We start from the raw sequence: 21,451 nt of genomic DNA, 5'->3' as shown, positions 1-21,451 counted from the left end.
GCGATTCCCCAACCCGGACCCGTCGATCCCACAGGAGGTTCAGTCCCCTCTCGCCTACCCTGTTCCCATGTCGATGACCGCCCCTGAAGCCCTCGCCGAGCTCGCAGCGCTGGAGGACCCGAAGGCACGGGCCGTGAACGAGCGCCACGGCGATGCGCACGGTGTGAACCTGTCGAAGATGCGCGGGCTCGCCAAGCGGATCGGGCTGTCGACCGACCTGGCCCGGTCCCTCTGGGAGTGCGACGACGTGGCCGGTCAGCTGCTCGCCCTGCTGATCGCGAAGCCGCGGGAACTCTCGGCCGACGAGATCGACCGGATGCTGCGCAGCACCCGCAGCGCGAAGGCGCACGACTGGCTGGTGAACTACATCGCCAGGAAGTCGCCTCACGCCGAGGATCTGCGGCTGCGCTGGTCGGACGATGCGGACGCCGATGCCCGCGCCGCGCACTGGTCGCTGACCTCGACGCGGGTGCAGAAGACGCCGGACGGCCTGGATCTCGACGCTCTGCTCGACCGCATCGAGCGCGAGCTGAAAGATGCTCCCGAGCGCGAGCAGTGGGCGATGAACGAGACGCTCGCCTACATCGGCATCCATCACCCCGCGCTGCGCGACCGCGCCGTCGCGATCGGCGAGCGGCTGCAGGTGCTCGCCGACTACCCCACCCCGCCGAACTGCACGAGCCCGTTCGCGCCGATCTGGATCGCGGAGATGGTGCGCCGCCAGGGCTGACCCGGCGGGCGCCGCAGTTACGCCCGCAGCGGAGAGCGGCGGGACGAGGGGCGCGACTCGTCGGGAGCGAGGATGCCGAGCAGCTGGACCAGCGTCGACAGCCACAGCAGCACCAGTCCGACGACCACGGCCTCGAGCGCGGCCACCGACAGCATCCGCAGGACGAACGCGAGCACCACCGCGACGGCGATGAGCACCGCCAGCACCACCGTGAGCGCGCGCAGCATCCGCAGCTCCCCCATCAGCACGGTGGTCGCGATCGCCGCTGCGACGATCAGGCCCAGCGTCGCGAACGCGGCGATCGCATGCGGCACCGGCACCTGATCCAGCGGCAGAAGACCGACGGCGGCGAGCGCCAGTCCGGCACCCGACCACGCGACCACGACGACGGCGATGCCGCGCAGCGCGGCGTCGCCCAGCATCCGGTGCAGATCCCGGCCCACGTACGAGCCGGTCGTCGCGATCAGCAGACCCGCGATGATCACCGTGCCGTTGAACGCCCAGCCTCCCGCGCCGATCCCGAGCTGCGAGAAGCTGCGGTCCCACCAGGTCGTGTCGGTGGCGGTGAGCACGGCGAACAGCGTGCCGATCACGAGGAACGAGAACAGCAGCGAGGCGACGTCACGCGTGCTCAGCCGGATGCCGGTGCGGAACGCGAACCTCCCGCCGAGCGCCGACGCCACACCCGCCAGCAGCCCTCCGCCGATCGCCGGCAGCTGCAGGCCCTGCAGCCCGGTCGCCAGCACCTCTCCGGCCAGCAGCACTCCCAGGCCTGCCACGCCGACGAGTGCGAGCGCGACGGCGACCGTGCTGACGTCGGAGACCACCGCCTGCCAGGTGGGCATCGGTGCGGTCTCTCCTGCCCGATGCATCCGGGTGCTCACCGCGAACGCCGCCGCCGCGATGATCCCGGCGACCACGGCGATGGGCATGAGCACTGAGCCGTCGCCGCTGAACGGGCGCGTCCCGCCCCACAGCGCGACGGTGCCGGCGAGCAGGCCCACGGCGAAGCAGACCGCGGTCGCCCACAGCATCCGTCTCTGCTGCCGCAGCATCCGCTCCACGTCCATGACTTCATGCAACCACCACAGGGGGACATCCACGGGGACATAACCTGGGATCATGAGCACCCACATCGGCGCCGCACCCGGCGAGATCGCCCCCATCGTCCTGTTCCCCGGAGACCCGCTGCGGGCGAAGTGGATCGCCGAGAACTTCCTCGACGACGCGCAGCTGTACACCGAGGTGCGCGGGATGCTGGGCTTCACGGGCACCTGGAACGGGCACCACGTGTCGGTGCAGGGATCGGGCATGGGCCAGCCGTCGATGTCGATCTACGCCAACGAGCTGTTCGACTCCTACGACGTGCAGACCATCGTGCGCGTCGGCTCGTGCGGCGGCCTGACCGAGCGCGTGGGCATGCGCGACATCATCATCGCCAACGGCGCCTGCACCGACTCGGGCATCAACCGCACGCGTTTCCACGGGCTCGACTACGCCCCGGTCGCGGACTTCTCGCTGCTGCGCGCAGCGGTCGAGGCCTCGGAGGCGCTCTCGCTGCAGGACCGCACGCACGTGGGCCTGCTCTACTCGAGCGACCAGTTCTACACGACCCGTCCCGAGCTGACCGAGCCGCTCGTCGCGCACGGTGCCCTGGCCGTCGAGATGGAGACCAGCGCGCTGTACACGCTCGCCGCCTACCGGCAGCGCCGCGCCCTGAGCATCTGCACGGTGTCCGACCACCTCGTCACCCACGAGGAGACGACGTCACAGGAGCGCGAGCAGACCTTCGGCGACATGATCGAGATCGCGCTGCGCGCCGCGACCGCCTGAGGGCGGACGTGCGGGCCGCTCGGCTCCGGGCGATCGCCCACGATGTCGGTCGGGGAACCTATGCATCCTGCGCGTCATCGCCCGAGTCGCAGCGCGAGCTCCTCGAGGTGAGGCGGGTTGGCGCCGGCGCGCGACACGGTGATCGCAGCCGACGCGAGCGCGGTGTCCAGGGCGCTCAGCACGGCTTCCCCTCGGACAGGACGTCCCTCCCGGATGAGCCGATCGGTCCCGTCACGGAGCAGCGCGAACAGCAGACCGGACATGAAGGCGTCTCCGGCGCCGATCGTGTCCACGACGGTGACAGGCGATGCGGGGCGCTCGTACCGGACGCCGTCGACGAGAGCGAGCGCGCCCTGCGAGCCGCGAGTGATCACGGCGAAGCGCGTGCCATTGTCGGCGAACTCGCGCAGCACGTCATCCGGTTCGGAGCCTGGACGAAGCCACTCGGCGTCCTCATCACTGAGCTTGACCACCTGTGCCGCCGCGGCGATCGCGAACACGCGGGCCCTGGCCTCATCGGCGGCCCCGATCACGTCGGCCCTGATGTTCGGATCGAAGCTCCGCAGCGTCAGTGCAGGAGCAGCGCGGAACGCGTCCAGCAGTGCGGTCGATCCGGGCTCGCGCAGTGCTCCGATCGACCCCGCGTGGATCAGCGCGAAATCCTCGATCTCGGGAATCGGGATCTCCCCGTGCAGTGCGAAGTCGTACTCGGCCCTGCCCTCGGCATCCAGCCGCACCGACGCGGCCCACGACGCCCCCTCAGCCAGCGTGCGAGCCCCGAGGGGCACGCCGTCGGCGGCGAGGTGAGCACGGATGAGGTCCCCGTGCTCGTCGGCCCCGATGCGGGAGTGCAGTTCTGCCTGCCACCCCAGGCGAGTGAGCCCGACCGAGACGTTCATCGGAGATCCGCCCGCGTGGGCCTGTCCTCCGACGACGACATCGACGAGCGCTTCACCGATGACCGCGATCCGCGTCACGCGTGATGCCCTTCTGCTTCCGCGAGCACCGTCCGGGGGATCTCGGCTGACCACTCCTCCACGAGCATGGCGTCACCGACGGCGACCAGCTCCACGCACGTGATCCGGGTACCGACCAGATCGGTGAGGGCGACGGCGCCGCCATCGGCGAACACCTCGACCGACCCTCGTCCGCTGTCCGCGTTATCGACCCAGATCTCCGCCTCGAAGAGGCCCGGCTCCGCGAGCTGCACGCGCTGCACGCTTCCGAACGCCGAGGACAGGCCCGCCGCCCCCGGGCGCCTGTCCAGACTCAGCGCCCCATCGGCGAATCGCAGAACCGCCGACACGCCACGCGCGTCGCGGAATCGCAGCTCGGCCGCGAGACCGGCACCCGCTCCTCCGGCGGGATGCAGACGCACCCGAAGCCGCGCCTGCGGTGCCAGGTCCAGAGCGAGCGTCGCCCCCGCCGCGACCTCGCGCGGCCATGTCGAACCGCGCGGGTCCGGATCGAGCGGGGTGGTGGCAGGGCCGATCGCCTCCTGGATGAGCCGGACCCGTCCTCCTCGCCGGGAGAGCGAGAGCCGGCGCGCGAGGGTCATGGCACCCCGCTGCGGGCGCTCGGCATCCACCGGCAGTTGTCCCGCGTAGTCCCAGTTGCTCATCCAGGCGATGAGGACCCGGTCCTCGCTGGCCAGGCCCGAGAACGTCACGCCCGCGTAGCAGTCCCGCCCGTAGTCGAGCCAGTCGCATGCCTCGAGCTGCGCGCGAGAGCAGTCCCACCCGTCCCGTGGTGCAGCCGGAGGACCCGGCTCGTCTGGGACGAAGCGCACCCCGTCGAACCGTCCGACCACGTACTGCGTCCCGGATCCTCCGGCGATCCCGCCCGGGTTGAGGCTGATCAGCAGCACCCAGCGCACGTCGTCCGGATCGCCGTCCACGGCGAGCGGGAACAGGTCAGGGCACTCCCACACCCCGCCGGTCGCGCCGCGCGGCCCGTAATCGGACAGGTAGGTCCACGCCTTCAGGTCGTCGGAGCGGTACAGCACGACCCGACGCTCCTGCGCTTCGACGGCGACCATCACCCAGTAGTCGCCGGCCGGCCCCGAATAGCGGAACACCTTCGGATCGCGGAAGTCCGACGATCCGCGGTCGAGCACGGGGTTGCCCGCGTACGACGTCCAGGTGAAGCCGCCGTCCGTGCTCGACGCGATGCCCTGCGCCTGGTGCCGGCCGCGCTGATCAGCGAGGGTGAACACGGCTACGAGAGGCGGCGTGCCCTCCGTGCCGAGCCCGCTGCTGTCGTGCTCGTCGAACACGGCGGAGCCGGAGAAGATCTCATGCTCATCCGTGTGTCGGATGGCGACCGGATGCTCGTCCCAGTCGACCAGGTCGGCGCTGGTGGCATGCCCCCAGCTCATGAAGCCGTGGTCCGCTCCGTTCGGGTTGTACTGGTAGTAGAGGTGGTAGCGACCGTCGTGGAACACGAGTCCGTTCGGGTCGTTCATCCAGTTGCGTGCGGGTCGGAAGTGCATGTCCCTCATTTCCCGCTTCCGGCGGTCAGGCCTTCACGCAGCGGCTTCTGCCCGAAGATGAACACGATCAGGGCGGGGATCATCGAGATAACGACGCCCGCCAGCACCGTCGACACGCTTCCCGTTCCGAGGTTGCCCTGCAGGGTGACCAGACCGAGCGGGAGCGTGAAGTTCTGTTCGCTGATCGTCAGGATCAGCGGCCGGAAGAACTCGTTCCAGTGGTAGTTGAACGCGAGGATCCCCACGATCGCGAGCCCTGGCGTGGCCAGAGGCAGGTAGATGCGGAAGAACGTCCGCCACGGGCCGGAGCCGTCGATCTGCGCGGCCTCGCCGAGCTCGGCAGGCAGGCCCATGAAGTACTGCCGCATGAGGAACGTGCCGAACGCGGTCGGAAGCGCCGGGATGATCAGGGCGAGCAGAGTGTCGGCCACCCCCATCCCGCGCACGAGCATGAACACCGGCACGATGATCACCTGCAGCGGGACCATCATGGTCGCGAGGATCATTCCGAACAGGAGCTTCTTCGCACGGAACTCGTACCGCGCGAACACGTAGCCGGCCATCGCCGCACTGAGCATCTGCCCGGCCGCGATGAGCAGCGTGACGAGCACGCTGTTCCAGATGTACAGCCAGACCGGGATCTTCGCGAAGACGTCGGCGAAGGCCGCGAACCCGAACGAGGTGGTGTGCGTCACCGCGTCCGACGGAGTGAGCGCCGTGATGACGGTCCAGATCACCGGGCCGAGCGTCAGCCCGGTCGCAGCGATCAGCAGGACGAAGGTGCCGATGCGGCCGATGGCGAAGCCGCGTCCGCGCGAGAGAACTGCTTGAGTAGACATGTCTGGCCTCACCCGTAGAAGACGAAACGCTTGCTGAGCTGGAATTGGATGCCGGTGACGAGCATGATCAGCAGCGTCAGGACGATGCCGATCGCGGATGCCCCGCCGAAGTCGAGCTGCCGGAAGGCCGACTCGTAGATGACCATCACGGCGGTGCGCGTCTCGTCGCCGGGGCCGCCCCGTGTGAGCACGTACGGCTGGTCGAAGATCTGCAGCGCGTTGATGATGGCCATGACGGTGGCGACCAGCATCGTCGGGCTGATCAGGGGCAGAGTGATCTGCCTGAACTGAGCCCAGCCCGTCGCGCCGTCGATGGACGAGGCCTCGTACACCTCCTGAGGCACGGCAGCGAGACCGCCGAGGAAGAGCAGGAACGTGAAGCCGAAGTTCTGCCACACGTACACGAGCAGCACGACGACCTTCGCCCCGATCCCGGTCGTCAGCCAGCCCACCTTGCCGATGCCGAGCAGCCCGAGGAACTGGTTCACCAGCCCGAACTCCTGGTTGAACAGGTAGGCCATCACCAGCGACACCGAGGCGGCCGAGAGGATCAGCGGGAAGAACAGCGTCGAGCGGAAGAAGGCCCGCAGCCACGTCGGCATCTTCGACTGCACGAGCACGGCGAGCAGCAGCGCGACCGCGAGCTGCAGTGCGACCGCGACGATGACGAAGCCGATGGTGTTCAGGAACGACACCCGGATCGTGGGGTTCGTCGCAGCCCGTACGAAGTTGTCGAGACCGACGAACTGGGGTGCCGTGATGATGTCCCAGCGGAAGAAGGCCAGCACCACGGAGGCGATGATCGGAATGAAGCTGAAGAGCCCGAGACCGATCACGGTGGGTGCGAGGAAGACCGCGATGAGCGCGCGTCCGCCTCCGCGCTTGGACGCTCCGGTGGCGGCTCCCGGCGCGGTGATGGCGGCGGTCGCAGGGGCTGCGGCGGGTGTGGTGACGGACATCAGCGTCCCTTCAGGGCGAGCTCGAGGTCGCGCTGCATCGTCTCCAGGCCCGCGCGCACTCCGCTGCGGCCGTTGGTGATGGTGCCGACGACGTTCTTGATCAGGGCCTGCTCGATGGCGGCCTGCTGGGGTGGGGCGGGAATCGGTCCCGTGGTGGGGAACTTGTCGAGGGTGTCGTAGAACACCTTCCAGTGGGCGGGGCCCACGCCTGCCCCGTACAGCTCGTCGTTCAGTGAGCGACGGGTCAGCGACGAGTCGGGCTGCGGGTGCGCGGTGCGCATGCCTTCGACCGAGACGCAGTACTTCAGCCATTCCCAGGCCTCGTCCTTGCGGTGCGAGGTCTCCATGATCGCGTACCCGGCCGCCCCGAACTGATGCCGTTGGCTGCGCATCTTCGGGAAGAACGAGACGTCGTAGTCGTCGTTGGCGAAGCCCGCGTCGGCGAGGCCCTTGACCCAGAATCCGCCGGCGGGGGTCATGCCGACCGATCCGCGGGAGAACAGGGCCACGAGCTCGTTGCCGCCTCCCTGTGCCGGGTTGGCCGCGAGCCCTTCGGAGACCATGCGCTGCAGCACCTCGAAGCTCTCGATCGTGCGCTCGTTGAGAGCATCCGCGTTCTGCCAGAGATAGCCGCCTCCGCGCGGCTTCTCGTCCGGGTAGAACTGCTTCCAGAACCAGTCGCCGCCTGCCGCCTTCTCCTCGGTGAGGATGCTCGTGTCATTGATGTAAAGCCAGGGGACGACGCCGCCCCAGAGCCGGTTGTTCCAGAAGTACGGGAGGAACGGCGACTGCCCGGACTTCTTCATCGCCTGCGCGACGCCGAAGAAGTCGTCCACGGTCCAGTGGTCCGAAGGGCGTTCGAGACCGGCCCTGTCCATCGCCTTGGTGCTGTAGTAGACGTTGGCAGCGTTGAAGTTGTCCGGGAGCTGGAACAGGCTCCCCTGGTAGAGGAACGCTTCGACGAGCGACGGATGCACATCGTCGAAGTAGTCCTTCATCTCCGCCGCGTCGCGTCGCACGTAGTCGTCCAGCGGATGCGCCATCCGCGAGGCGAACAGCTGCGCGCCCTCCGTCGCGACGGTGACGACGTCGGGGGAGGTGCCCGCCGCGACCATGGTCAGGATCTTCGCGAAATAGTCACCCCAGTCCGTGCCCTGGATCGCCACGATCCGGACCGGGATGTCCGGATGCTTGCGCTGGAAGCCGTCCACAAGGCTCTGCCGTGCCGCCGCATCCTGCGCCGTGCCCAGCAGCGCGACCGTCAGGGCATCGCTCCCGCGCCCTGGAATGTCCATGCCGGTGAGCCTCGGCCACGAGATCGCCGTGCCGACGATGCCCAGGCCCAGTGCGCCCAGCATCATCCGCCGTGAGATGTCAACCACTTCGTCGCTCCTCTTCGATCGGATGCTGAATTGATTCAGCACTGCATGCTAACAACGCGTTCGACGCGCACGCAAGGGTTTGCTGAATTAATTCAGCAAACCTCGGCCCCGTCGCCTCGAATCGCTATGGTGGGAGGAGAGCTGCGAGTCGCAGCCCGCAGTTCGCGACAGGACGGAGACACGATGTCGGAGCCGCGTCCCGGTCGGCGCCCCACCCTGTCCGATGTCGCCGCGCGCTCGGGCATGTCCAAGGCCGCCGTGAGCATGATCCTCAACGATCGCCCCGGCTCCCGCCTCTCCGCGGAGGCGGCGGCACGCGTGCGCGCAGCCGCCGACGAACTCGGCTATCGACCGAATCCCGCGGCGCAGAGCCTGCGACTCGGCCGCACGGGCACCATCGGCTTCATCTCGGATCAGGTCACGATCACCCGCTACGCGTCGGGCATGATCCGCGGCGTGCTGGAAGCCGCGAAGACGCGCGAGCGGACCGTGCTCATCACCGAGACCGGCGGCAGCGACGACCTGACCGTCGCCGTGCAGGAGATGACCGATCGCCGGGTGGACGGAATCATCATCGGCCTGATGACGGCGCGCATGATCGACGTACCCAAGATCCCCCACGGCGTCCCCGCCGTCCTCGTCAACGGCGTGTCGAGCGCCGATCATCCGAACGTCCTCCCCGACGAGTACGCGGCAGGCGCCGCGGTGGCCGAGCACCTGGTGGAGCGTGGACATCACCGCATCGGGATCATCGGCGACATCCCGCAGGTCGTCGGGGATCCGCGTCGTTCCGCCACCATCGCCGAGCGCTTCGCCGGCCTGGACGATGTGTTCGCCCGAGCCGGGGTCGACATCGCGCGGGTCGACGTCGACGACTGGCGCCCGGAGATCGGATACGAGCAGCTGCACCGCATGCTCGACGCGCACCCCGACCGCACCGCCATCGTCGCCGGAAACGACAACGTCGCCTTCGGCGTGTACCAGGCGATGGCCGAACGCGGTCTGAAGGTCGCCGAGGACGTCTCGGTGATCTCCTTCGACGACGAGGAGCTGGCGAGCTTCCAGCGCCCGGGATTGACGACTGCGCGCCTCCCCTACGAGCAGATGGCCCGTCGCGGCATCGAGATGCTGGTCGGCGAGGCCGAACTCGCGCACGAGCGAGTCCCGATGCCGCTCATCGTGCGCGATTCCGTCCGACGTCTGGGCTGACCGCGCCTCCCGAGCCGGTGGGCCTGAAAGGCCGCGGGGGAGCGAAAGCAGGACCGAGCGACACCGGCCCCCAGGGCGACGCCGCACCCGGCTACCGTTGTCCCATGCGCTTCCACGCCACGCTCCGCTCGGCTCGACGGGCCCCGCTGCTGCAGGTGCTGAAGTCGGCGGCCGCCACGATCGCGGCCTGGCTGATCGCGGGGTGGGTGCTGCCGGGTCCGCTGCCGGTGTTCGCGGCGATCGCCGCCCTGCTGGTCGTGCAGCCGAGCGTGAACCAGTCGCTGTCGAAGGCGATCGAGCGCAGCGCAGGGGTGATCCTCGGCGTGATCATCGCGGTGCTGCTGACGGTGGTGCTGGGCGCGCAGAGCTGGGTCGTGCTGGCCGCCGTCGTCGTCGCGATGCTGGCGGCCTGGGCGATGCGGGCCTCCACCGGCACGGGGAATCAGGTCGCGATCTCGGCCGTGCTCGTGCTGGCCCTGGGCGCCTCGAACCCGGACTACGCCTTCGACCGGATCATCGAGACCCTGATCGGCGCGGCGATCGGCTTCGTGATCAACATCGCGATCGTGCCGCCGGTCCTCACCGCACCCGCCCGGCGTGACATCGGGATGCTGGGGCGCGAGCTCGCGGCATCCCTCGACCGCCTCGCGGAGGCGCTCTCCGCGAACCGCAGCGGTCCGCAGCTGCAGGAGCTGATGCTCGAGGCGCGTCTGCTGCGCCCGATGAAGGATGCCGCGGAGGCCTCGCTCAAGGAGGCCGAGGAGTCACTCGCCCTGAACCCGCGCCGGGGAAGGCACCGCGACGATCTGACCGCGCTGCGCGCCCTGTTCGAGCGCATCTCCCCCGTGGTCACTCAGGTGATCGGCATGACGCGCGCGTACATCGACCACTACGAGGACTCCCTCGCCCAGGACCCCGCCGTGCGCGCGATCGGCGATCAGCTGCGCCGCGCAGGACACGACATGCGACTCGCCGTGCAGACGGCCGACGTCGCCCCGGAACCGGATGCCATGACCTCGACGATCCCGGCGCTGACCACCCCGCTGGTGGTGCGTCCACCGGCATCCGATCATTGGATCCTGGTCGGTTCGCTCATGGAGGATCTGCGCCGCATCCACGGCGAGCTGCGCGACGAGGCCTGAGCACTCGGGAGGAGATCCTGCCGGGGACCTCCCCCCGAGTGCGCCACGCGTCGTCAGTCCGCGAGCCGCCCCACGGCACGCGCGCGGATCAGCACCTGCTGACCGTCGGAGTAGGCCGCGGGCAGCTCCTCGACCGCGACGACCTCGATGGTGGACGACGCGGCGCCCGCGAGGCGCGCCCGCTCCACGGCATCCCGCGACGCATCCTCGCGCGCCGCCCGGCGGCCCGCTTCGGTCCCGTCGACCCGGTAGATCTTCTCGACCTGCCCTGCGACGTCGCCCAGGGCAGCTCCTACGGCGTTGGCCGCCCCGAAGTGATCGGGCCGGATGAGCTCGCTGACTCCGTCCAGCGTCTCGGGCGCGATGATCCCACCACCGCCCACGAGGATCACCGGCACCGGCGCGGCGCTCGGCTTCATCCTGTCGACGCTGTCCTCGAGAAGCGCACGGATGCCGTCCCAGGCGGTTTCGGTGACGGTGTCGTCCACGGCCGGGGCGGCGATCCCGTCGATCTGCGCCGCTCCGATCCGCAGGGCGATGTCGGTCGCGGTGAGCGTGCTGCCGCCGAAGGCCAGACCCTCCTGCAGCAGCCGATAGCCGACGCTGTCGGGCCCGAGGGAGGCACCGCCGGAGCGCACGATCGTGCCGCCGCCGAGTCCGACCGAGAGCACATCCGGCATGCGGAAGTTGGTGCGGATGCCGCCGATCTCCACAGCGTGCGCGGACTGGCGGGGGAAGCCGTCCACGAGCACCCCGATGTCGGTGGTGGTGCCGCCGATGTCGACCACGAGGGCGTCCGTGGCGCCGGACAGGTGCGCCGCACCGCGGATCGAGTTGGTCGGGCCGCAGCCGATCGTGAGCACCGGGAACTCCAGCGCGTAGTCCAGCTGCATCAGCGTGCCGTCGTTCTGCCCGAAGTACGGCGTGGCCGGGATGCCGCGGTCGCGCAGTGCCGCCACGAAGCCGGTGGCCATCTGCTTCAGGGTCTGCATGAGCGCCGCGTTCAGCACGGTCGCGTTCTCTCGCTCGAGCAGCCCGAGCGAGCCGATCCGCGCGGATCGGGACACCGGGACCCCGAGTTCGGATGCGACGATCTCGGCGACGCGCTGCTCCTGGCTCTCGTCGACCGGCGAGAACACGCCGATCACCGCGACGGCGTCGACCTGCCCGCTCATGCTGTCGCATGCCGCTCGGACGGCGTCCTCGTCCAGCGCGGACAGCGTGCGACCGTCCACCTCGAAACCGCCGGCCAGAAGGTGCACGTGCTCGCCGACGGCGCGGCTCAGGTCGTCCGGCCAGCCCTCCAGCGGCGGCACGGCGGTGGTCGCGGGTGCGCCGAGGCGCAGGATGCCGACCTTTCCGAGTCCGCGCCGTTCGACGATCGCGTTGGTGCAGTGCGTGGTGCCGAGCATCGCGTGCGAGATCCGCGCGGGGTCGACTCCGGATGCTGCGAGCACGGCGTCGATGGCATCCGCGACGCCCTCGCCGGTGTCGGCCGTGGTCGGCCGCTTGACGGATGCCAGCACGGCGAGGTCCTCGTCGAGGATGACGGCGTCGGTATTGGTCCCTCCGACGTCGATTCCGATCCGGTACCCGGTCATCGTGCGATCTCCGTTCCTGCGGCGGCGAGCTGCTCCACCGGCGTCCACTCCACGTCGTAGCCGAAGTGCGCGGGCCCCGCGGTCTCGAGCCCGCGCGGCGTGCGCCACTTCTCATGGCAGGGGATCGCGATGATCGCGACACGCGCGCCGTAGCGCACCGCATCCGTCGTCATCGGCATCCCGGTGGCGAGATCCAGCACGGCGATGAGATCGGGTGTCACGGCCGCGAGCGCGCCGTCGCGGCGGGCCAGCAGCATCTCGTTCTGGAAGTCCAGCCGGAAGGTGCTTCCGCGGTCGGCGCCCACGCCGTCGAGCTCGGCGGCACCGCGGGTGAAGCCCCCGTCGACGGCGCGCTGCAGGTCGCGCACCTTGCCGTCGAAGAGCCGGATCGCCCCGAGATCGGTGCACAGCGCGTCGATCCGCTCGTCGTCACGCAACTGGCGCCCCGCTGCATCCCGGCCGCGCAGGATCCCGCCGATGCGCTTGGCGAGCGTGAGGGTCCCGGGGATCGCGCACTCCCGTGCGACCGCCCCGCCGTACGCGTAGTCGATCATGGTGGCGCCGCCGCCCATCTCGACGGTGACGGCGCGGGCGAGCCGCTCCGACCACTCGCCGTTCACAGGGCGGCTGACGACCTCGTTGCCGTGATGGTCGACGAGCACGGTGGTGCCCGGCCCGTACCCGGCGAGATGGTAGGTGACCATCTGCGCCTCCGGGAACGCACGTCCCATCGCATCGCCGTCGACGACGGGGATGCCCGCGACGGCCGCCGCAGCGATGGGGATCATCGAGTTCCCGCCGCCGACCTCGATCGGCATCACCGCGGTGGGCCTGCGCCCCGTACCGCGCTCGATCGCCTCCAGCGCGGCGAGCAGCTCCGACTCGGCCATGATCCGCTCGACGCTTACCGACGGTGCGCCGATCCCGCCGACCGGCACGACGAAGTCCTCGTCCGTCACGTCGGCGACCGTCAGCATCCGCACCGCACCGTGCATGCGGATGAGGCGCTTCGCGATCAGCGAGCCGACATGCGGATCGCCGCCGCCGCCGGTGCCCAGCACCGCCGCGCCGAGCGCGATCTCGTCGACGTCGGCCTCGGTGATCAGCGCGGTCATGCGGCCACCTCGTCCGTCCGGGCATCCGGCACCGCTTGCGCGGCATCCGCTCGCCGTCCACCGCGGACCAGCCACAGCAGGACGTACACGGCGAAGCCGACGAGCAGGCCGTCCAGTGACGAGATCGTCGTGATCGTGAACCAGCCGAAACCGGGCCCGTCCGCCGGGTTCGTGGTCGCGAACGCGACCAGCACGCCGGCGGCCCAGGCGATGATCGACCACGCGTCCACATGCGGCACGGCGGCGCCGTGCGCCCACCGCGCGGTGCGACGTCCGGTCAGGAACGACGCCAGGTAGACGCCGCCGTAGGGCGCGATGAGCGTGCCGATCACCAGGATGAACGAGACGAACACGTCCGCCGCGCCGACGACCCCGATCACGATGCCGATCACGGCGAGCACGGCGGTCACGGTGCGGCGTCCCAGCCTGGATGAGATCGACGAGAATGCGAGGCCGGCCGAGTAGAGGTTGGTGGTGTTCGTGGTCCACTGCGCGAGGATCAGCACGACGACGGCGATGCCGCCCATCCCGAGCGTGAAGTACATCGTCATCAGCTCGGTCTGGTTCAGCACGCGGGCCAGCAGGATCGCCACGACGAGGATGATCGAGTTGCCGAAGAAGAACCCGACGAAGCCGGCCGCCATGGCCTGCTTCGGCGTCTTCGCCCAGCGGGCCATATCGGGAGAGAGCACGACGCCGAGGATGAAGATGCCCATGACCAGCGACACCGCGCCGCCGAACGTGTAGGTGACGTCGACCCGGGCGTCCAGCCCCGCGGTTCCGTGCTGGATGAACGCGACGACCACCCCGACGACCAGCAGCAGGAGCAGCAGCGGCACCGCCAGCGAGCTCAGGCGGTTGATCGAGCGGTAGCCCCAGAACGCGGTGATCGCCATGAGCACGCCGCCGACGGCGTTGAAGAGCTGCACGGGCACGTCGATGCCGGTGAACTCGTGGAAGGCGATCTGGGCGTTCTGTCCGAAGAAGCCGGTCTGCACGGCGAACCAGCCGACCAGGCTGATCGTGATGGCGATGGCCAGCACCGCGCCGCCGATCCGGCCGAACACGGCGCGCGAGATCATCGCGGTGGACAGGCCGGTCGAGGCGCCGACGTAGGTGCAGGCCATGGCCAGCAGTCCGAGCAGCAGCGAGCCGAGCATGGTGGCCCAGATGGCGTCCCAGAACGCCATGCCGGAGGCGAGTTCGATGCCGAGGAACGCGCCGGAGAGATCGATTCCGATCGCGATCCAGACGGCGGCGATCGAAAGCCAGCCCTTGCGCTGATCCTGGGGCACGACGCCGTGCTCGTAGTCGGTGGTTTCCATGAGGGGTCCTTGCTTGATGACGGGTGAGGGGGCTTGATGACGGGTGAGGGGGCTCAGTGACGGGTGAGGGGTTCGGGCCAGGCGCTCGTGGCGCCGGAACGGCGGGGGTAGGTGATGAGACTGCCCGCGAGGCCCATCGCGACGATGGTCTCGAGCATCCGGGTTGCGGCGGCGGAGGGGTCGATGACGGGCACTCCGATCCCCTCGGCCTCGAGCGCGGACTGCACCTGGGCGGCCTGGCCGGCCAGCCCGGTGCAACCGAGCACGATCGCCTGGGCATGGTCGTGCTGCACGGCCTCGCGGGCACGCGCCACCATCGTGCGGAAGGTCGCGTCGGGGTCGTCCTCGAGTTCGAGGACGGGGATCTGCAGCGACCGGACGGATGCCAGCCGCGGCTCGACACCGTACCGGCGGGCCTGGTCGATCATCAGATCGCGGTGGTGCTCGGCGACGGAGATCACCGAGAACCGGTGACCGAGGGTGGCGGCCAGATGCATGGATGCCTCGCACGGGCCGAGCACGGGGATGCCGACGACCTCGCGCGCCGCGTGCACCCCGGGGTCGAGCATGCAGTCCACGGCGATCGCGTCGCACCCCTCGGCGTCCGCCGCCTGGGCGGCGCGCAGCACCCACGGGGTGACGAGCGCCTCGTCGCGCCGGCTCTCGATCGACGGGGTGCCGGCGGGGATGGTCGCGACGGTGACGGTGGTGCCGTCGGATGCCGCGTCCTCGAACATCGCGAGGGTGTCGGGCACCCATGAGGTGGTCGTGGTCGGGTTGATCACGCGCAGGTGCATCAGCGGACGCTCCCCTCGGAGTGCGGACCGCCCGCGGCGAGCGCGCTGCCCTCCGCCGCCGCAGGGCCGAAGTGCACGTCATCCGCGGGCCAGCTGATGGGCTTGGCGTCCGGGGCCGGGTAGCCGACGGCGGAGTGCGACACCCCGAGGCGCACCAGCGTGAGGGCGTGGTGCAGGGCGGCGGAGAGCGGATCGATCACGGGGATGCCCGGGAGCTCGGCGGCCAAGCGATCGGTCAGGCTCGCGAACAGGGTGCAGCCGAGCACGAGAGCGGCCGCCCCGTCCTCGACCGCCGCATGCGCGGCCGCGGTCAGCCGGCGGAGCGTGTCGTTCTCATCCGCTCCGATGCCCAGGACGGGCAGGCCGGCGGCGCGGATCGAGGCGCAGCGGTGCTCGAGGCGGTGGCGCTCGACCATCTCCCGCACGATCGGGATGTCGGCGGCCTCGGTGGTGAGGATGCTGAACCGGTCCGCCACGCACAGAGCCAGGTGCATGCCGGCCTCTGCCGGCCCCACCACGGGAATCCGCACGACCTCGCGGGCGGCGTCGACCGCCGGATCCTCCATGCAGTTGACGACCACGGCATCCGCGCCCGCGGCTTCCGCTCGGATGGCGGCGTCGATGATCCCGGGCGCCGCGAACGCGTCATCCCAGCGGCTCTCGACGGATGCCGTGCCGAAGGCGAGGCTGCGGCGCTCGATGACGGCGCCCGGGATCTCGGGGGCCGGGTCGATGAGCACCTGGCCGTCGAGGACGACGGGGTCGATGATCGTGATGCGCACGACGGGGTGGCGCGAAGAGGGCATGGCACAGGCTTTCGGGGGTGCCTTCCCGTCGCTGCGATGCGGCGGGTCAGGCGGAGAGGAGTGCGGAGAGGTGCCGCCAGGTCTGCTCGAAGCGCTCCGCGTACAGCACGGGGCTGTAGTGGGCGTACTGCAGGAACAGGCCGTCCATGACGACGAACACCAGCGCGGTGAAGCCCTCGGGGTCGCCCCCCGCGAACGCTCCCGTCGTCACGCCGTCGTCGTACGACTGCCTGACGGCTTCGGCGAGGGTCGACTCGGAGTCGAGGAAGATCTCCCGGAGGCTCTGCCCGCTGGGCCCGTTCTCGTCGACGGCGGCACGCATGCTGAACTCGTGCTGCTCGGGGCGATCGCGATAGAAGGTCCCGATGCCGCTGAGCAGATGGCGCAGTCGCGGCAGGGGCGGGAGGTCCGCGCTGGTGCGGACGAGCTCGTCGAAGAACGCAGTGTGCTCTGCGACGACCTCGGCGTAGACCGCCTCGTACAGCGCCTCCTTGCTGGGGAAGTGCGCGTACAGGGAGGGCGTCTTGATTCCGACGGCCTCGGCGATCTCACGAAGACTGGCCTCGGCATACCCCCTGCGCGCGAAGACCGTCCGGGCTTCGGCGAGGATGCGTGCTTTGGTCATGTCCTACCTAACGATCATTAGTTAGGAAGAGAATAGGCGCGTCCGACCCTGCGCGCAACCATCGCGCGGATCTGTTTCAGAAGGGTGCGCTCATCCGAGGCCGCGCAGCACCGCATCGACGGCGAAGCGCAGTTCGACGCCGGCATCCGTGACGTCCTGCCGCTCGGCACCCGCGAGCCGCGGGAAGCGCTCGGCGATCGCCCCGCCCAGCCACGACGGCGACGGCGCCCCCTGAACCGTCCGCTCCAGAGTCGCGTAGGTGCGCACCAGGCCGTCCAGCAGCATCGCGAGCCGAAGAGCGTCGACGGACTCCTCGTCGATCGCACCGACGAGAGCGTCGATCCAGGCGTAGGCGTGCGGCTGCGTGGGCATGCCCGTCGGCGACACCTCGGAGAGCCACGGATGCCGCCCATACCGCGCCGCGAGCAGCTCCACCCACCGGCGGCAGCGGTCCCGCCAGTCGGTGCCGTGGATCGCAGGCACGTCGCCGACGGCGCGATCCACCATCAGCTCGATGAGCGTCGCCTTGTCGTCGACGTAGCGGTACAGCGCGGTCGTGGTCATCTCCAGGCGCGCCGCCACCCGGGCGAGCGAGAGCGCCTCGAGTCCGATCTCGTCGGCGAGCATCACAGCCGCGTCGGCGACCTCGAGCGGACTCCACCGCGCCTTCGGTCCGCGAACAGTGGGCGGATCGATGCCCCAGAGCTGACGCAGCGCCCGATCTCCTTGACTGTGCATGGCGTTCACTGTAACGTATACACATCAGTGAACGACATTCACAGTAAGGGGCAGGGCATGGCGAACATCCTCATCACCGGCGCATCCTCGGGCATCGGCGCGCGCGCCGCCGGCATCCTCGCGGCTCGGGGGCACCGCGTCCATGGCGCCGCCCGCAGCACGGGCGCGATCTCCCGCATCGAGGGCGTGATCCCGGTGGCGCTCGACCTCACCGACGAGAGCTCGATCCGCGACGCCGCTGCCGCGGCATCCACCACCGGCCCGATCGACGTGCTGATCAACTGCGCCGGCTACGGCGAGTTCGGCAGCGTCGAGGAGACCTCGCTGGCCGACGCCCGCGCACAGCTCGAGGTCAACGTGCTCGGCGCCGTCGGGCTGATCCAGGCCGTGCTGCCCAGTATGCGTCAGGCCGGACGGGGGCGGATCGTGAACGTCTCCTCACTCGCCGGCGAGTTCGCGGCACCGCTGGGCGGCTGGTATCACGCCTCCAAGTTCGCTCTGGAGGCACTCTCCGACTCGCTGCGCGGCGAGGTCGCGCGGTTCGGCATCGATGTCACGCTCGTGCAGCCGAGCTACGTCGCGACCGACTGGCACGACACGGCGATGGAGCACCTCGACCACGCCTCCGCGAACGGCCCCTACGCGAGCATGGCCGCGGCGATGCGCCGGTACTTCTCCAGCCCATCACTGGCGAAGCAGATGTCCAGCCCCGCCGACGTCGCCGAGCTGATCGTGAGAGCCGCACTCACCGCACACCCGAGGACCCGCTACCGGATCGGCCCCGGCGCAGGCCTCGCGGTCGCGCTGTCGACGATCCTGCCCGACCGTGCATTCGACGCTCTCACCCGCAAGCAGTTCGGATACGCCTGAGCCGCCCCGGCATGTCGGACGCGCACGTTCGGGAACCGGACGCGAACGTTCGGGAGGAGTTCTCACGGATGGGAGGAGACTCTGCGAGGAATCCCCCTCCCATCACGGAGTTCTCCTCCCGAACGAGCGAGGGACCAGCGGAAATCGACCTCGCGCGCCCGCGCCGAAGCTCGGGGCAGCTCAGGCCGAAGCCCGGGCCACGTGGCTCCTGGCATGCGCGACGGCGGCGCCCAGGTCGTCGAAGAGATGGTTCTGGTGGCGCAGCGAGCGCAGCACGCCGACCCGCTCCGCAAGCTTCAGATGCCGCGGCTGGATGCCCTTCACGAGCACGGTGATGCCGCGGCGCTCCAGGGAGACGATCATGTCGGTGATGACCTGCGCGCCCGTGGCGTCGAGGATCTGCAGCTGCGACATCCGGATGAGGACGACCTCGATGTCGCGCAGCGCGGTGACGCGCTCCAGCATCCGCTCGGCCGCACCGAAGAACAGCGCACCCTCCAGACGGAACAGCGCGATCCGCTCATCGCCCGGCTGCGCCGCACCCGGCAGTTCCTCACGATGCACGCCGCTGGCCTTCGCCAGCTGCCGCAGGGCGAAGAACCCGGCGGCGAGCAGGCCGATCAGCACGGCGTAGATCAGGTCGACGCTCACCGTCACGATCGCGGTGATCACGAACACGACCGCATCGGCCCGCGTGGAGCCCATCACGGCACGCACCGTGGACGGCGCGATCATGCGACAGGACGTGACCATCAGCACCCCCGCGAGCGCGGCGAGGGGGATGTGCGAGACGACGGATGCCCCGACCAGCACCACCGCGAGCAGCAGCAGTCCGTGCACGACGGCGGCGAGGCGGGTGCGCGCGCCGGCGCGGATGCTGACCGCGGTGCGGGCGATGGCGCCCGTGGCCGGCATCCCGCCGAAGAGCCCGGCGGCGATGGATGCCAGACCCTGACCGACCAGTTCGCGGTCGGCGTCGTAGGGACCGGTGTCGGAGATGCTCGCGGCGACGCGGGCGGCCAGCAGCGACTCGATCGCGGCGAGCGCCGCGACCGCGAGCGCGGGCGCCAGCAGGGAGCCCGCGTGCGAGAAGTCGGGCAGTGTCGGCGCCGGCAGACCGGCGGGCAGCTCGCCGATCGCGTCGACCGGCAGTCCGAGCAGCGCCGCGAGGAGGCCGGTGACCACGATCGCGAGCAGCGAGCCGGGGAACTTCGGGGCGAGCGTGAGAGACACCAGCATGATCGCGACGACGATCCCGACGAGCAGCAGCGACCAGCCGAGTTTCGGCCAGGACGCCGTCAGCAGCGACTGCACGGCCGCGACGGCGGCGTTCGTGCTCTCTCCCGGCGTCGTGCCGGTGGCGGTCGGAACCTGCTGCAGGAAGATGATCACCGCGATGCCGAGGGTGAACCCCTCGATGACCGGCCAGGGGATGTAGCTGATCGTGCGCCCGAGACGCAGGACGCCGGCCAGCAGCACCAGAACACCTGCCAGCAGGCAGATCAGCGCGAGTGCTCCTGTGCCCTGGGCGGCCATGATGGGCGCGAGCACCACGACCATCGCCCCGGTCGGACCGGAGACCTGCACGTTCGAGCCACCGAAGACGGCGGCGACGATACCCGCGATGATCGCGGTGACCAGGCCGCTCTCCGCTCCGGCGCCCGAGCTCACACCGAAGGCGAGGGCCAGCGGGAGCGCGACGATGCCGACCGTGATGCCGGCGAGCAGATCGCCCCGCCACGTGCGCGGCAGCGCCGAGTAGTCGGCACGGGACGGAAGCAGGCCGCGCAGCCCGCGCTGGGTCACAATCGCACCGGGATCTCGGGGAGTCCGTCGTGCTCGACGAGCTGCTGCTGTGTGGTCTGCAGGATCTCTCCGAGCAGGGTGCGCGCGACGCGCAGCAGGTCGGCGACCTCGGGATACGCGAGCCGGTAGTAGACCAGGCTGCCGCGGCGCTCGGACACCACCAGCCGGTTGCGTCGCAGCACGGCCAGGTGCTGCGAGACGTGCGAGGCCTCCAGGCCGGTGTCGTCGAGCAGCCCGGACACCGAGACCTCGGGGGATGCCGACAGCACCTCGAGGATGCGGATGCGGATCGGGTGCGCGAGCCCCTTGAACAGGCCGGCCTTCACCTCGTACAGCGGACGGGTCGGGTCGCTCAGCATCCCCTCTCCTCCTCATCGATCGGAATGACGAATTCATCATATCGCGATATGGTGGTCGCATGACCGACGCGCTTCCGCTGTGCCCCGAGTGCTCCAGCGAGCACGCCTACGAGATGGGCGCGCTGCTCGTGTGCCCGATGTGCGGGCACGAGTGGTCACCCTCCGCGACAGACGATGCGGCCGATGCCGCACCCGTCGTCAGGGATGCCGTCGGCAACGTCCTCTCCGACGGGGACACCGTCGTGGTCACGACCACCATCAAGGTGAAGGGCTCACCCCAGGGCATCAAGGCCGGCACGAAGGTCCGGGGCATCCGCCTGATCGACCCGGTGAACGGCCACGACATCGACTGCAAGGTCGACGGCTTCGGCGCGATGCTCCTGAAGTCGTCGCTGGTCAAGAAGGCCTGACGGCGCTTCAGCGCACCGTGATCGTGAAGGTCAGCGGACCTCTGTCCTTCGACGCCTCGCCGCGGAAGCGGTACTCGTAGGTCAGGGTGGTCTCCCCGGCGCCGACCGCATCGAAGGTGACCGTCATGTTCGAGCTCGAGCCCGGCGGCGGATTCGGCTGATCTGAGTCGAAGTCGACCTCCTCGCCACCCAGCACGGCCGGATCCGGTTCCTCGACGAGCACCCACTCCGTGCCGACGGAGGAGTTCACCTCACCGAGATCAACGACCACCTCTTCGCCCACCTTCACCACCGCGGTGGGTTCGTCGGCGTCCACCCTCGTCTGAGCGGCCGCACAGCCCACGAGACCCGCGGCCAGGGCGGCGAGCATCACCGCAATCGCGCCACGTCTCCGCATCCGTCCCCCTCTCGGGC

22 protein-coding genes are annotated in these 21,451 nt (G+C 69.9%); 6 read left to right on the top strand and 16 right to left on the bottom strand.

The features are described 5' to 3' along the window. The first annotated feature begins 67 nt into the window (after nt 1-67). Nucleotides 68-730, top strand: coding sequence for a DNA alkylation repair protein (locus tag MIAR_RS04065; RefSeq protein ID WP_285631695.1), 663 nt, complete (start codon nt 68-70; stop codon nt 728-730). 17 nt (nt 731-747) lie between these two features. Here MIAR_RS04065 and MIAR_RS04060 read toward each other — a convergent pair whose 3' ends face one another. Continuing rightward, nucleotides 748-1,800 carry a DUF998 domain-containing protein gene (locus MIAR_RS04060; RefSeq protein ID WP_285631692.1) on the bottom strand — a complete coding sequence of 351 codons (1,053 nt, stop codon included), beginning with the start codon at nt 1,798-1,800 and terminating at the stop codon, nt 748-750. 52 nt (nt 1,801-1,852) lie between these two features. On the opposite strand from MIAR_RS04060, the gene deoD reads away from it, so the two are divergent. Then, nucleotides 1,853-2,563, top strand: a complete 711-nt coding sequence (gene deoD / locus MIAR_RS04055) for a purine-nucleoside phosphorylase (RefSeq protein WP_285631689.1) — start codon at nt 1,853-1,855, stop codon at nt 2,561-2,563. A 74-nt stretch (nt 2,564-2,637) separates the two neighbouring features. On the opposite strand, the gene MIAR_RS04050 is transcribed toward deoD, so the two are convergent. The 5 genes from MIAR_RS04050 to MIAR_RS04030 are packed head-to-tail and all read right to left on the bottom strand — an operon-like array spanning nt 2,638 to nt 8,234. Continuing rightward, the gene (locus MIAR_RS04050; RefSeq protein ID WP_285631686.1) at nt 2,638-3,540 is read right to left on the bottom strand and encodes a PfkB family carbohydrate kinase; all 903 of its coding nucleotides are present in this window, start codon (nt 3,538-3,540) and stop codon (nt 2,638-2,640) included. After that, on the bottom strand, nt 3,537-5,054 hold the full coding sequence (locus MIAR_RS04045) for a glycoside hydrolase family 32 protein (protein ID WP_285631683.1): 1,518 nt from the start codon (nt 5,052-5,054) through the stop codon (nt 3,537-3,539). The genes MIAR_RS04050 and MIAR_RS04045 overlap by 4 nt, the downstream gene beginning before the upstream one ends. A 5-nt stretch (nt 5,055-5,059) precedes the next feature. Beyond that, nucleotides 5,060-5,893: a carbohydrate ABC transporter permease gene (locus MIAR_RS04040; RefSeq protein ID WP_285631680.1), complete on the bottom strand. Its 834-nt coding sequence runs from the start codon at nt 5,891-5,893 to the stop codon at nt 5,060-5,062. Between the two features lie 8 nt (nt 5,894-5,901). Further along, nucleotides 5,902-6,852: a carbohydrate ABC transporter permease gene (locus MIAR_RS04035; RefSeq protein ID WP_285631677.1), complete on the bottom strand. Its 951-nt coding sequence runs from the start codon at nt 6,850-6,852 to the stop codon at nt 5,902-5,904. Further along, nucleotides 6,852-8,234 carry an extracellular solute-binding protein gene (locus MIAR_RS04030; RefSeq protein ID WP_285631674.1) on the bottom strand — a complete coding sequence of 461 codons (1,383 nt, stop codon included), beginning with the start codon at nt 8,232-8,234 and terminating at the stop codon, nt 6,852-6,854. Before MIAR_RS04030 ends, MIAR_RS04035 begins: the two co-directional genes overlap by 1 nt. 183 nt (nt 8,235-8,417) lie before the next feature. Between MIAR_RS04030 and MIAR_RS04025 the strand changes: the two genes are divergently transcribed. Beyond that, nucleotides 8,418-9,443: a LacI family DNA-binding transcriptional regulator gene (locus MIAR_RS04025; RefSeq protein WP_285631671.1), complete on the top strand. Its 1,026-nt coding sequence runs from the start codon at nt 8,418-8,420 to the stop codon at nt 9,441-9,443. 104 nt (nt 9,444-9,547) lie between these two features. Continuing rightward, the gene (locus tag MIAR_RS04020) at nt 9,548-10,585 is read left to right on the top strand and encodes an FUSC family protein (protein WP_285631668.1); all 1,038 of its coding nucleotides are present in this window, start codon (nt 9,548-9,550) and stop codon (nt 10,583-10,585) included. Between the two features lie 53 nt (nt 10,586-10,638). Here the strand turns inward: MIAR_RS04020 and MIAR_RS04015 are convergent, their stop codons facing one another. The 7 genes from MIAR_RS04015 to MIAR_RS03985 form a co-directional block, all read right to left on the bottom strand. Then, nucleotides 10,639-12,186: a hydantoinase/oxoprolinase N-terminal domain-containing protein gene (locus MIAR_RS04015; RefSeq protein ID WP_285631666.1), complete on the bottom strand. Its 1,548-nt coding sequence runs from the start codon at nt 12,184-12,186 to the stop codon at nt 10,639-10,641. Next, nucleotides 12,183-13,301 (bottom strand): S-methyl thiohydantoin desulfurase family protein, encoded by a 1,119-nt coding sequence (locus MIAR_RS04010; RefSeq protein WP_285631662.1) that lies wholly within the window; start codon nt 13,299-13,301, stop codon nt 12,183-12,185. Before MIAR_RS04010 ends, MIAR_RS04015 begins: the two co-directional genes overlap by 4 nt. Further along, entirely contained in the window at nt 13,298-14,626 is a 1,329-nt protein-coding gene (locus MIAR_RS04005; RefSeq protein WP_285631659.1) for a cytosine permease, read from the bottom strand. The genes MIAR_RS04010 and MIAR_RS04005 overlap by 4 nt, the downstream gene beginning before the upstream one ends. A gap of 53 nt (nt 14,627-14,679) precedes the next feature. Further along, nucleotides 14,680-15,423 carry an aspartate/glutamate racemase family protein gene (locus MIAR_RS04000; RefSeq protein ID WP_285631656.1) on the bottom strand — a complete coding sequence of 248 codons (744 nt, stop codon included), beginning with the start codon at nt 15,421-15,423 and terminating at the stop codon, nt 14,680-14,682. Next, entirely contained in the window at nt 15,423-16,229 is an 807-nt protein-coding gene (locus MIAR_RS03995; protein WP_285631653.1) for an aspartate/glutamate racemase family protein, read from the bottom strand. Before MIAR_RS03995 ends, MIAR_RS04000 begins: the two co-directional genes overlap by 1 nt. A gap of 46 nt (nt 16,230-16,275) precedes the next feature. Next, nucleotides 16,276-16,854 (bottom strand): TetR/AcrR family transcriptional regulator, encoded by a 579-nt coding sequence (locus MIAR_RS03990; protein WP_285631650.1) that lies wholly within the window; start codon nt 16,852-16,854, stop codon nt 16,276-16,278. Nucleotides 16,855-16,944: 90 nt separating this feature from the next. Continuing rightward, nucleotides 16,945-17,592: a TetR/AcrR family transcriptional regulator gene (locus MIAR_RS03985; RefSeq protein ID WP_285631647.1), complete on the bottom strand. Its 648-nt coding sequence runs from the start codon at nt 17,590-17,592 to the stop codon at nt 16,945-16,947. 57 nt (nt 17,593-17,649) lie between these two features. Here MIAR_RS03985 and MIAR_RS03980 point away from each other — a divergent pair, with 57 nt between their 5' ends. Beyond that, nucleotides 17,650-18,462: an SDR family NAD(P)-dependent oxidoreductase gene (locus MIAR_RS03980; protein WP_285631644.1), complete on the top strand. Its 813-nt coding sequence runs from the start codon at nt 17,650-17,652 to the stop codon at nt 18,460-18,462. Nucleotides 18,463-18,642: 180 nt separating this feature from the next. On the opposite strand, the gene MIAR_RS03975 is transcribed toward MIAR_RS03980, so the two are convergent. After that, nucleotides 18,643-20,268 carry a SulP family inorganic anion transporter gene (locus MIAR_RS03975; RefSeq protein WP_285631641.1) on the bottom strand — a complete coding sequence of 542 codons (1,626 nt, stop codon included), beginning with the start codon at nt 20,266-20,268 and terminating at the stop codon, nt 18,643-18,645. After that, the gene (locus MIAR_RS03970) at nt 20,265-20,627 is read right to left on the bottom strand and encodes an ArsR/SmtB family transcription factor (RefSeq protein WP_285631638.1); all 363 of its coding nucleotides are present in this window, start codon (nt 20,625-20,627) and stop codon (nt 20,265-20,267) included. The genes MIAR_RS03975 and MIAR_RS03970 overlap by 4 nt, the downstream gene beginning before the upstream one ends. 59 nt (nt 20,628-20,686) lie before the next feature. Here MIAR_RS03970 and MIAR_RS03965 point away from each other — a divergent pair, with 59 nt between their 5' ends. Further along, entirely contained in the window at nt 20,687-21,037 is a 351-nt protein-coding gene (locus MIAR_RS03965; protein ID WP_285631634.1) for a zinc ribbon domain-containing protein YjdM, read from the top strand. Between the two features lie 7 nt (nt 21,038-21,044). Here MIAR_RS03965 and MIAR_RS03960 read toward each other — a convergent pair whose 3' ends face one another. Beyond that, on the bottom strand, nt 21,045-21,434 hold the full coding sequence (locus MIAR_RS03960) for a protease inhibitor I42 family protein (RefSeq protein WP_285631631.1): 390 nt from the start codon (nt 21,432-21,434) through the stop codon (nt 21,045-21,047). Between the last annotated feature and the right edge of the window lie 17 nt (nt 21,435-21,451).

The sequence above is a fragment of the Microbacterium arabinogalactanolyticum genome (assembly GCF_030268005.1).
GTDB lineage: Bacteria > Actinomycetota > Actinomycetes > Actinomycetales > Microbacteriaceae > Microbacterium > Microbacterium arabinogalactanolyticum.
Note: the sequence above shows the minus strand (reverse complement) of the source record. Positions and strands in the feature narration are given on the sequence as shown.